Origin of the sequence: Komagataeibacter nataicola, assembly GCF_003207795.1 — a bacterium.
GTDB lineage: Bacteria > Pseudomonadota > Alphaproteobacteria > Acetobacterales > Acetobacteraceae > Komagataeibacter > Komagataeibacter nataicola.
This window is the reverse complement of sequence record NZ_NIRT01000015.1, coordinates 1-10,652: the sequence shown is the minus strand read 5'-3', so window position 1 is coordinate 10,652 and position 10,652 is coordinate 1. Positions and strand designations below refer to the sequence as shown.

At 61.1% G+C, this 10,652-nt stretch carries 14 protein-coding genes; 13 read left to right on the top strand and 1 reads right to left on the bottom strand.

Annotation, left to right across the window (positions count from 1 at the left end; all coding sequences use genetic code 11):
- Nucleotides 1-28 precede the first annotated feature (28 nt).
- The 11 genes from CDI09_RS09760 to CDI09_RS09715 all read left to right on the top strand — a co-directional run bounded on the left by CDI09_RS09760 (nucleotide 29) and on the right by CDI09_RS09715 (nucleotide 7,725).
- Nucleotides 29-1,954 carry a ParB/RepB/Spo0J family partition protein gene (locus CDI09_RS09760; RefSeq protein ID WP_078524654.1) on the top strand — a complete coding sequence of 642 codons (1,926 nt, stop codon included), beginning with the start codon at nucleotides 29-31 and terminating at the stop codon, nucleotides 1,952-1,954.
- Nucleotides 1,955-2,137: 183 nt separating this feature from the next.
- Nucleotides 2,138-2,476, top strand: a complete 339-nt coding sequence (locus CDI09_RS09755) for a hypothetical protein (protein ID WP_078524653.1) — start codon at nucleotides 2,138-2,140, stop codon at nucleotides 2,474-2,476.
- Nucleotides 2,469-2,882: a hypothetical protein gene (locus CDI09_RS09750; protein ID WP_078524652.1), complete on the top strand. Its 414-nt coding sequence runs from the start codon at nucleotides 2,469-2,471 to the stop codon at nucleotides 2,880-2,882. The genes CDI09_RS09755 and CDI09_RS09750 overlap by 8 nt, the downstream gene beginning before the upstream one ends.
- A 157-nt stretch (nucleotides 2,883-3,039) precedes the next feature.
- The gene (locus CDI09_RS09745) at nucleotides 3,040-4,071 is read left to right on the top strand and encodes a phosphoadenosine phosphosulfate reductase domain-containing protein (protein ID WP_078524651.1); all 1,032 of its coding nucleotides are present in this window, start codon (nucleotides 3,040-3,042) and stop codon (nucleotides 4,069-4,071) included.
- Between the two features lie 31 nt (nucleotides 4,072-4,102).
- Nucleotides 4,103-4,411 carry a DUF5983 family protein gene (locus tag CDI09_RS09740; protein WP_010515656.1) on the top strand — a complete coding sequence of 103 codons (309 nt, stop codon included), beginning with the start codon at nucleotides 4,103-4,105 and terminating at the stop codon, nucleotides 4,409-4,411.
- Nucleotides 4,412-4,533: 122 nt separating this feature from the next.
- Entirely contained in the window at nucleotides 4,534-5,049 is a 516-nt protein-coding gene (locus CDI09_RS09735) for a DUF3085 domain-containing protein (RefSeq protein ID WP_010515655.1), read from the top strand.
- Nucleotides 5,050-5,267: 218 nt separating this feature from the next.
- Nucleotides 5,268-5,423 (top strand): hypothetical protein, encoded by a 156-nt coding sequence (locus tag CDI09_RS18160; protein ID WP_167370174.1) that lies wholly within the window; start codon nucleotides 5,268-5,270, stop codon nucleotides 5,421-5,423.
- A 72-nt stretch (nucleotides 5,424-5,495) separates the two neighbouring features.
- Complete coding sequence (locus CDI09_RS09730; protein ID WP_078524650.1) at nucleotides 5,496-6,395, top strand: ArdC family protein; 900 nt, start codon at nucleotides 5,496-5,498, stop codon at nucleotides 6,393-6,395.
- A gap of 57 nt (nucleotides 6,396-6,452) precedes the next feature.
- Nucleotides 6,453-6,836 carry a hypothetical protein gene (locus CDI09_RS09725; protein ID WP_235450677.1) on the top strand — a complete coding sequence of 128 codons (384 nt, stop codon included), beginning with the start codon at nucleotides 6,453-6,455 and terminating at the stop codon, nucleotides 6,834-6,836.
- A complete protein-coding gene (locus CDI09_RS09720) occupies nucleotides 6,833-7,222 on the top strand; it encodes a hypothetical protein (RefSeq protein ID WP_078524649.1) in 390 nt (129 codons plus the stop codon). The genes CDI09_RS09725 and CDI09_RS09720 overlap by 4 nt, the downstream gene beginning before the upstream one ends.
- Nucleotides 7,201-7,725 carry a hypothetical protein gene (locus CDI09_RS09715; RefSeq protein ID WP_249034013.1) on the top strand — a complete coding sequence of 175 codons (525 nt, stop codon included), beginning with the start codon at nucleotides 7,201-7,203 and terminating at the stop codon, nucleotides 7,723-7,725. The genes CDI09_RS09720 and CDI09_RS09715 overlap by 22 nt, the downstream gene beginning before the upstream one ends.
- Here CDI09_RS09715 and CDI09_RS09710 read toward each other — a convergent pair.
- Nucleotides 7,722-8,234, bottom strand: coding sequence for a hypothetical protein (locus CDI09_RS09710; RefSeq protein WP_078524647.1), 513 nt, complete (start codon nucleotides 8,232-8,234; stop codon nucleotides 7,722-7,724). The genes CDI09_RS09715 and CDI09_RS09710 overlap by 4 nt on opposite strands.
- A gap of 364 nt (nucleotides 8,235-8,598) precedes the next feature.
- Between CDI09_RS09710 and ssb the strand changes: the two genes are divergently transcribed.
- Together ssb and CDI09_RS09700 are read left to right on the top strand one after the other, a co-directional pair.
- A complete protein-coding gene (gene ssb, locus CDI09_RS09705) occupies nucleotides 8,599-9,069 on the top strand; it encodes a single-stranded DNA-binding protein (protein ID WP_014106778.1) in 471 nt (156 codons plus the stop codon).
- Between the two features lie 579 nt (nucleotides 9,070-9,648).
- Nucleotides 9,649-10,599 carry a DUF3991 and TOPRIM domain-containing protein gene (locus tag CDI09_RS09700; RefSeq protein ID WP_236944615.1) on the top strand — a complete coding sequence of 317 codons (951 nt, stop codon included), beginning with the start codon at nucleotides 9,649-9,651 and terminating at the stop codon, nucleotides 10,597-10,599.
- Nucleotides 10,600-10,652 lie beyond the last annotated feature (53 nt).

Here is a 10,652-nt window from a genome sequence, read left to right as displayed (position 1 = left end):
GGCGTCCTGAGAACACGGAGTAAAAACCATGGAACTGCGCGAAGTCGATCCGAAAACCCTGCTCGATAACCCCGAAAACCCGCGGAAATCCGCGCCCAACGAGGCGGAAGAGCGCCAGCTGGCGCTGAACGTCAAGGCCGTCGGGATCATCCACCCGCCTCTGGTCCGCGAAACTCCTGACGGCCTGATGATCGTTGCAGGGCATCGCCGCCGGCGTGCCGCAGTCAAGGCCGGCCTGAAAACCATTCAGGTGACGGTGGCAGGCGATGATGCGGAACTGGACCGGATGCGTGCCGCATCGGAGAACATGATCCGTCAGCCCATGACCCAGGTTGAACAGTGGCGGGTTGTCGCCAGGCTCCGGGAGGAAAAAAAGTGGAATGACACCGCGATCTGCAAGGCGTTGATGCTCACACCGGTGCAGCTGAAGCAGATCGGTCGCCTGTCTGCCATCCTGCCCGAGATTCTGGCGTGGATCGAGGCGGGCAAAGGTCCTGGCAATCGTGAACTGGCGAGCATCGCCCTTGCGTCAACCGCGCTGCAGGAACAGGTCTGGGGCCATTTCGGGTTTCCGGTTGGCTCGTCGCCGCCCGAGGATGTCGAAGCCTGTGAAGATGAGGGCGAGCAACTACCCGACGGAAATTGGGAACCCGGCGCTGCCATCCCCGATTGGGACCGGATTGCATCAGCCCTGCGGCAGGACCGTTTTTATGCAATCGAGGCCTCGTTTGATGACGCCATTGCAAAAAGTTGCCGGATCGCCTGGCAGGAAGATCTGTTCGGTGAAGCCGGGAAGGACGGCCGTTATACCGATGACGGCTTCGCCTACGAGAAGGCGCAGCGCCAGTGGCTGGGTCAGAACACGCCTGAAGACGCACTGATCCTCCAGAGCGACGAGAACGGCGAGCCGGTTTTCGAACCCGGCATGGTGCGGATCTACTGGCAGCGCGAGGGCGCCACGAAATTCTTCTGGCTCGATCATCGCCTGAAGGTTCGCGAGGGCTGGTGTGTCCTGCCGGGCAGCGAGGCGGCAGGCCGCGTGACGCCGTCCGCCGTCATTGAAGCCCTGCCCGAAGGGCCACGGGAACGGCCCGATATCTCGGGGCGCGGTTTTGACATGATCGGCAGTTTCCGCACCCAGGCGCTGCATGCCGCATTGGATGGCATGCGGGGCTCTGCCGATCCATGGATCCTGCTCGGACTGATGATCGCGGCCCTCAACGCGCAGAATGTCCGGGTGGATGGGGATTCCAACGCGCACTACCCGCAGCGCCGTCCGTCACGGCGGCTCGTGGCTGCCGCCGGACTGTTCCAGGATGGCGAGATGGCGCTGGACGAGGCGGTCCTGCGTGGCGCTGCTGTCGACGTGCTGAAAGCCGTGCTGTCCTGCGAAAAGAACGCGACGAATAGCGGCGACTGGGGTGTCCTGGTCGGCCATATCGTGAAAGCGGACGACCATCTGCCTGCCATGGCGGATGAAGATTTCCTGAAAACGCTCAGCAAGTCCGGCATCACGAAGGCCATAAAGGCCGAAGGCATCCTGCCGCGCAATACCGGCAAGGAAATGCGCCGCGCCCTGATGGACCATGTCGGGCAGGGGATCTGGGTGCATCCTGCCGCGCGTTTCCAGGTCGATGTCGCAGCGCTGAACGCCACCTTCGCGGAAGCGCTCGCCCCGCCATCCGAAGCGGATGACGATGATGGGGACCTGGCGCATGACGACGAGACCGAGTTGGAAGACGACGCGGATGCCGATGCGCGGACTGGTGGCCCGGGAACCGATGATCCTGCCGCGACGGGCATTGAGCTCGATGAAGTGACTGACACGCCCACAGACCTGGCGGCAGATCAGGGGGATGAGGTGCCGCACGGCAGGGCCGAAAGTCTGGCTCCGCCATCGCAGACACCTGAAGAATTCCTCAGGACGCATGTTGAGTTTGTAGGCTTCAGCTGAGCGAGGCTGTTGCCGCCGTACGGCTCTGGCTCACGGCCCGTCGCCCCCAGTGGTGACGTCGGGCGGTGAGCCAGCAACGGCCTCTGGCAGGACGTCGACCGCGAAATTCTGCGATGCGCCCCAACCGGGCTTATCCGGAACGTCAGGTTACGCGTTCACTTGCGTCGGCGAAGGAGAACCGTGATGACCCATGAATACATGACGGAAAAGCGTCTGATCGGCAGGTATGTGGTTGAACTGGGCTTCCACCCGGATGGTGGGGTTCTGATCCGGACGCCTGAAATCTATCCGCCAGCGGCCCGCCGATGGCGGGGACCCTATGAGAGCGTGGAGGCGGCAGTGGTCGAATTTTCCGCTTTCACGGCGGTTCCCAGAGTCACATCGGCCGAGCTGACCCGGCTGAGAGAGCGTGGCTCTGTCGCCGAAATCTGCGGAAAGGACGTGATGGTGTGGCACTGCCCATGGCGGGAAGCCAAGACACTGAGCGAATTTGTCCTGGTAAGGGAGGACGGCAATGCCTGATTTTCGTGTCACGCTGGTTGAGCGCCTGTTTGAAGCGGATGCCGGCGATTTCAGGGTCACGGCGACGGACGCCGAGGCGGCTGCGCGGATCGTCCTCGATGCGGTCCCCGACAGTGTGGACTCTGACGGGATCCGGACCACCATTCTGCCTGACGGTCAGGAAGTGGACCTTGAGGTCGAGGAAGTCGTCCATGGCGAGATCGTGGCCATGGTCCACGATGCCGGGACCGGCGTGCTGCAGGGACAGTTTGGTTTTTCCCTTGTTTTCAGCCCGGGCCGAGAGGCAGCCGCCGTTCTCGCCAGAGTGATGGATCGTGTCCTTGCGGATGACGGTGAGCGGGACACCCATGCAGCCTGCATGGTGCTACGCCGGTATCTGCACGAATACCTGAACGCGGACGCGTAGGAAAAGCAGGAAGAAACAGAAAAAAATATGCCCGAAGGGCCATCGCGCCTCAAACGGTGGCTCTTGTCCCGCTCCGCGGGCCTGCGATGCCGGCGCACGCGCCGCGTTTGACCCGCGATACCCCGTCGGACCGCCAGAAGACATTCAGACAAGGAGAATGTCCATGGCGACCGCAAGCCTGTCATCCCGCCAGGGAACTGTCGTGTCGGGGCAGGGAGAGATGCCTGATCTGGCGCGTTATGATCACGTCATCGTCGCCTGTTCCTTTGGCAAGGATTCCCTCGCCAGTACGCTGCACCTGCTCGAAAAGGGCGTGGCGCCCCAGCGCATCGAGTGGTGGCACCATCTTGTGGACGATGACGGGGACGTTTTTGACTGGCCGCATGTGCCCGATTACGGGCGGCATCTGGCTGCGGCCCTTGGCGTCAGGCTGTATTTCTCCGCGCGCCAGGGTGGGATCGTGCGGGAAATGCTGCGCGATAATGCGCCGACCGCACCGGTCTGGTTCGATACCCCGACAGGGCGGGTCACTGTCGGTGGCAAGGGGCCGCCCAATACGCGACGCCGCTTCCCGCAGGTTTCGGCGAACCTGTCGGTCCGCTGGTGTTCCCCATACGCCAAGATCATGGTTGCGGATGGTGCCCTGCGGAACCAGGCGCGCTTCAGTCATGCCCGGACCCTGTTTGTAACCGGAGAACGCGCGGCGGAATCCGCGAACCGTGCCCGTTACGCTGTCTTTGAGCGGCACCGGGCAGACTGTCGTGATGGTCGGGCCCGACGGCATATCGATCACTGGCGGCCGGTACATGCCTGGAGTGAAGCGGCTGTCTGGCAGATCCTGCGTCGGCATGGCGTGATTCCGCCGCTTCCCTATCAGCTCGGGTTTGGCCGTCTGTCCTGCCTGGCATGTGTATTCATGTCTGCCGATCAGGCTGCAACGCTGCGTCACATGGACCCGGATCGGTTCGCCCGGCTGTGTGAGTGGGAACGCGCATTTGGCTGCACCATCCGACGCGACCGGGACCTCGGCACGCTGGCCAGTGGCGGCACGGTCTACGGCCCCGTGCGCCGGCACCCGGATCGGGTGCGCCGCGCGCTCTGCCGCCGCTGGCGTGGCCGTGTCCTCACATCCCCCGAACAATGGGTCCTGCCCGCTGGTGCATTCGGCGAGAGCGCCGGGCCGGTCTGACCCGCCTCATCTTCCAGCAGGGAGAAACCCGATGTTAGCGCCTTTCCAGATCCGGAAATTCCTCGACCTGAGCACCGGCCACCTCCCCCTGTCGGACCGTGGACACCTTGAGAGATATGCAAGGTCAGGTGGCTCCTTTGGGCTGACCTGCCTGTCCGGCCCGCACGGATGGTTTGTCCATGTCCCGCTGGATCCATACTCCCATGATTGGCCGGGGTCGCGGTCACTGCGGGCCATTCTTGCCCTGGCCCGGAATCACGACTGTGATTACGTCCTGTTTGATGCGGACGGCCCGGTCGATGCCTCGCTTCGTTTCTTTGATGACGATGAAGATGAATGACCGGCAACGGCATCGGGCGTCCCTCGGGCCAGAGGCGCCAGTTCTTATTTCTTAAGGCGGGATACTTCGGTGTTCCGCCTTTTTTGTGTCCTCGCAAGGGGATCACACGAAGGAATACTGCAATGAAACTTCATTTTGACCACGCCCTGGTGGCGCGTCTTCTTGCTCATGCGCAAGCCGCGAGCGAACATTCCCCTACCTATGATCAGCTTGTTGACCCGGCCTTTCTCAAGGCTGGCGTGTCGTCGCGCCATCCGACCGGTGCGGATGTCGACCGTGCGAAGATACCGGCAGGTCTCATGCTGGTTGGCGATCATGGGGTGTACCTGATGTCGAATGGTTATCCGGGCTTCAGTGACGCTGAGGGTCAGGCGAACCTTGTCGCCTATGCTGTCGAAGCGGACCCGCGCACACGTCCTGACGACTGGTACGATGTCAAACGCGCGTCGTTTGGCGGTGACGATGGCGCGGAATTTCTTTCTGCCGACACCATCCGCAAGGCACTGGAGGCGACTGTGGGCAGTCGTTTGTGGATTGATGTCACGCCTGCGCGGATCAGTTGCCCCTATCTGGCATCCCCGCAAAAAAACCGATCCGGACGACCGGATGGCGGATCTGGAAAGGCCTGCTCTGAATAAAAATACAATAAAAACAAAATATATAAATAAATGAAACAGTAAAGGTAGGAGGCGTGCACCACAGTCCAGCCTGCCGCGCAAGGGGTGGCTCCTCGCCGTGCGCGATGGCTGCGCCATCTGTGCGCGGCTCCGGTGCCGCCGCTGTGCGGCGCCCTTGCCCGCCAGTCTGCCCTGCGGTCGCCGGAAGGGGTCGAAACCCTCGAAAAAAGGATCTGGAAATGGCACAGAACCGCATCGCGCCGCCGTCCCGCCCCGTCGTCGAAATCGCCAAATTCGTCGCCATCGTGCTCCTCTGGACGGCCTCCATGGTCACTTTCCTCCTGCTGCCCGACGTCTTCCTCGATCCGTGCACGGGCATCATCGATCTCAGGTGACACCACTCTCGCCATCCGCTGCCCATCCGCACCGCCCTTCGGGGCGGCGTCTGCATTTTCTGGAGACTGATCATGGCCAGAACCGAACGTACCGATATTCACCAGTCCGTCACTGACCGCATCATCCGCGAACTTGAAGCGGGAACCGTGCCGTGGGTCTGCCCGTGGAGCCGCGCGAAATGCGGCATTGCCCTGCCGCGTAATGCCGCGACCGATCGGGCCTATTCCGGGATCAACATCCTGATGCTGTGGGGTTCGGTAGAGATGCAGGGGTTTTCTACCCAGAAATGGCTGACGTTCCGTCAGGCGCATGCGCAGGGCGGCAATGTCAGGAAAGGCGAGAAGGGAACGACGGTGTTTTATGCTGACCGTTTCACGCCAAAATCGGAAGCGGGTTCCGACGAGCCACGCCAGATCCCGTTTCTAAAGCGGTTTACGGTGTTCAATGTTGACCAGTGCGAGAACCTGCCGGAGAGCATGGTCGCGCCGACCGCGCCGTTGCCGGAACGCGAAATCGTGCCGCACGCGGAAGCGCTGATGACCGAAACCGGGGCGGACATTCGCATCGGTGGTGACAAGGCATTTTATGCCCCGGATGCGGACTTCATCCGGGTTCCGCCCCAGCAGTCCTATTTCAACCAGATCGACTGGTACCGAACCGTCTTTCACGAGATCGGGCATTGGACCGGGGCCGAAAGCCGACTGGCGCGCACCTTTGGCAGGCGGTTTGGGGACCATGCCTACGCGGCCGAGGAACTGGTTGCAGAGATGACATCAGCTTTCGTGTGCGCGGAACTGCAGATCGAGCCGACGGTCCGCCATGCGGATTACATCGGGAACTGGCTGGCACTGCTGAAGGCTGACAAGCGCGCCATTTTCACCGCAGCGAGTGCTGCTTCAGCCGCGGCCCAATACATTTTCAGCTCATCGACACGTCGGCTGTCCGTCGAGGACGTGGCTTCTGCCGCCTGAAACCCAACCCTGAAAATATATGCGCCCGCAAGGGCGCGCTGAGTGATGGAGTTCATCATGCCAGTCTTTGCCCTGATTGCCACTCCCGCCGTGCGCATCCGTTCCGACGGCTGCACCATCCTTAAGGCGCTGCCGATGGAACACCTTGGTGCACGGGGGATGACAGAAGCCCGGACGCTCGCGGAAATCTCGACTGCCGTAACGCTTTACGGTGAGAGGACCGCCGGCGCGCATCCCGGGCGCTCGTTTTCCATCAGTGTGCATATCCGTCGGGGCGATCGTAAGCCACGTGGCTTTGATGCGGCTTACCGCACTGGCGCCCTGGGGACCGACAGATGGGTTCTCATGGTCGATAACGACGCTGATGGCGCGCGGATCCTGCATGGACGATCCGCAGCCGAAACCGGAAACATGGCGTCCTGCAAAGGAGACGTGGCATGATCCGCCAGTATTATACGTCTCCATTTCAGGGCGGTAATAACCCGCTCCGGGTCGGGACCATTGCCAGTGGAACCATCTTCGATCTTCCGGCCCCTGTTTCAGGACGTCCCTATCGGACCCGGCCGTGGATCGTGGAATGCTTTCTGAACGGCACGATGGGGGCGGCTGCGCAGAACCCCGTCACCGGTCTCTGGGAAGACCGTTATATGCGGGGCCGCTCGGATCTGGTCGTATTGCGCAGCCTCGCCAATGCGCGCTGCGTGACCGTGGCAGTGCGCTATCTGGAAAGGATGAGTGAAGAGAGCCTGGGCGAGGGGTATTATCCGGATCTGCCGGATGTGAACCGCTTTCATAACGGCTATCGATGCCGGAGCCAAGTGTCATGACGGCGGGGCCGATCCTGTGCGAGCGGCTTCGGATCCCGCCTTTCGACCCGGTTGTCCTGAAACCCACCCAATGGGCGACGGCCCAGCAAAAGGCAAAGCTTGGTAATGCGATCCTGCGGTTCATCGCACTCGGAATGCCTGCAGAAAAATTTACCCCGGCCCTGTATAACCGGCTGAGCAATATGTTCGGATTTATCGCGCATTATAATCGGACCGGCTTCGCGCAGACATGGTTCGACAATGCAGCCACACGGCGCGATTTCCTCGATCAGGTTGCGCGATATCCCTGCTGGGGCGACCCGACTTTTGTCTGGTCGGATGTAGAGAAGGAAATCGGGCAGCGCGTCCGGGAAAACCTGCTGGTCGAGGCATGGACGACCCGTGCCCGCGAGGTACAGGTTGCGCGCGAGAAAGCGGAGTTGGCCCGTCTGCAGGCAAAGCATGGCGGAACAGTGACGGCAGCGGATGCACCCGTGCCCACCGTGCAGCTCGGGCTGCTCTAGCCCTGGGCCATGTGCCAGGAGCCATGCCCGTCGAGGCACCGGCCCAGGAACGCCAGTGCGGCACGCGGATATTTACGGATTTCCAGAAGGCTGCCAGTGGGTACCTCCATGTGGTAAGCACCGATCCGGATGGCGCAATGCGGCTGGCCGCGCAGGAATTTTATGCCCCTGCCGGTGCGAACTGCCTGACGGGGACCAAAAACGCCCACAACGTGACGGCCACCGAGGTAAATATCGGCGTTGAACTGGCGCCACAGGGGGGCCCGGATATCCTGCTCGTCGACTTCGACCTGCACGGTGCAGCAGTCATGCCACGCATCTGGCGTGCCATCCACGCCATACAGGGTCTGGCAGAGCTGGCGGATCGCCGGCTCATGTTCGGGGAGGAAGGACCAGCCGATTTCCTTGCCGAGAAAACGTCCCCTGTAACGTCGGGCCTGGATTGCCAGTTCAGGATGAAAGTCGGCCTTCAGGGTGATGCGGCCTTCCGACGCAGTAATCACGGCCATGATGAACTCCCAATGTAGCGACAGGGAAATTCTAGGATGATTATCATAATTGTACAAGAAGAAATGATACGATTATGAGCGAAATAAGAAAATAAAGCAGAAATAAAAATACAGATGGAAAAAGCATGACCTCGGCCCCTGCCGGGTTTCTGACCTGGTTTTTGCGGTCTGAAGCGGCCGTCGTCGGGCGCAACCCCCGGGCCTGCGGTCGGGACGGCACCGTGAAGCCGCATGCGCGGCTTCCGCACCACTGCCGCCCCGAGGGGTTGCGCCCGCCGCCTGTGGCCCGCTTCCGCGCGACCGCACCAGGTCAGAGATCCGGCAGGGGCCGGAGACGACCAGGAAGGAAAAAAGGAACAAGACCATGAGCCAGTCAGTCAATCGCGCCATCATCATCGGTCACCTGGGCAGGGATCCGGATCTTGCCGCACGCAGGGAAGGGGAGGGCAAAATCGCATCCTTCGGCGTGGCGACAAGCGAAACCTGGACCGATCGCGCCAGCGGTGAGCGCCGGGAAAAAACCCAGTGGCACCGTGTCGTCTCTTTCAACGATCACCTTTCAGCCGTGATCGAACGTCGGTGCCAGAAGGGAACGCTGGTCTATGTCGAAGGCCATCTCGAGACACGCAAGTGGACCGACCAGCAGGGACAGGACCGTTATGTGACCGAGATCATCATTGATCGGTTTGATGGAAACCTGAAGGTGCTGGCCAATGGTCGAAGCACGGGCGATGGACGTTTTGATGAAGAGCGTCCCTCGCGGAGCGCTGCACAGCGCCCCGTTCCTGCCGCAACTTCCAACGCGCAGGACGTGGATGATGAAATCCCGTTTTAGGTCGTTCGGTGTTCCGGGTCGTCAGCGACCCGGAGCATTGTGCCTGTTCAGGGAGAAGAAAATGCGGTTTCTGCCGCGCCAGTTCTCGTCATGAATACTTGTGAGGACTGTCAGACCTGATGGCGCGGGCGATCGGGAAAGCCTGTCGGCCGACACCGGAACGCCGGTCGTCCGTCCACATCGGGGATGAACTGTGTCTCTCCTGTTTCTCCATCGACCTTTATACGGGCTCGTGAACCTTATTTTTTCGTCAGTCGCATGATGTGGGCGCAGACGGGATCCTCCACAGGGAGTATCTGGCGTCGTGAGTGCCCGCTCATCCATGGTTCCGGTAATGCGTGCGCAGTGGCGCGGGCATATGCCGTTTGCTGCCGCGCGTAAACTGCGGCCATTCGTGCGTCCTATATTCTTTTGCAGTTCACGCAGAATAAAACCCTCAACGCGGATCATCAGGACGCAATATCTCGACGAACCATACAGAGGTCGTCGTGTGTTTCCGCACGATCATCTCAAATACTCACTGTAAATACGGGAGCGGTCTGAAACACAACCTATGCTGTTCGTGAAGGAGTGTCTTTCATGGCTTACACGTCTTCCCCAGAAGCACAGAAAAGAGAACTTGATGAGCTTCGCAATGCTGTAAACTGCGCCGTTGTGCTGGAAAAAGCCGGGTTCCGGCTGGATCGGCAGGCCACCGCGCAGCGTTCCGCCCGTAACTTGAAATTTCGCCGTGACAGTGAGGCCATTATTGTCAATCACGATGGCAAGGGCTGGTGGGATCCCAAGGGCGACGGTAAGGGCGATGTATTCAAGCTTGTCCAGTATCTCGATCCCTCGAAGAACCTCGGTCATGTCAGGCAGGAACTTCGCGCCCTGATCGGCAGGAGCCCGACGCTCGAAGTTGTCGAGCGTACGAAGGGAGCGGGTGACAGACCGCGGCGCGATCCCGCTGAACTGTGGAACCGTCGCACCGCACCCGGGCAGGGCACGGCTGCATGGCGCTATCTGACGGAGATCCGTGGGTTGCCCGACCATATTGTCGCGATTGCCGGACAGCAGGGCGCGCTGAAGGAAGGCCCGCACGGAACCGCCTGGTTTGGCCACCGGGATGTGGACGGGCAGTTCACCGGCATGGAAATGCGGGGGCCGGATTACAAGGGGTTTTCGACGGGCGGGGTTGGCAAGCGTCTCTTCGGTTTCCGGGCTGACGGGGGAGAAGCGCCCGTGACGCGCCTTGTCGTCACCGAGGCGGCCATTGATGCATTATCCTTTGCAGCACTCGATCGCTTCCAGAAAGGAACGCTCTATACCTCGACGGGTGGCGGCATGAGCCCAGAGAGCGAAGCGAACCTGAAACGGGTCATGATGCAGGTCGCCGCCCAGCCTGAAGCGCGACTGGTTGTTGCCGTTGATAATGACCTGCAGGGGGATCGTTATGCCGGGAAATTCGCTGCGATGGCACGGGACGTCGGTCTCTGGTCAGGACGGATATCTTCTGTGGTTACCGTCCGTTATGCAAGAGTTTTCTGACCCATATTGACGTGTGATCGTGTGCGGTCTTCTGTAAGGCCTGTTGATGTGGC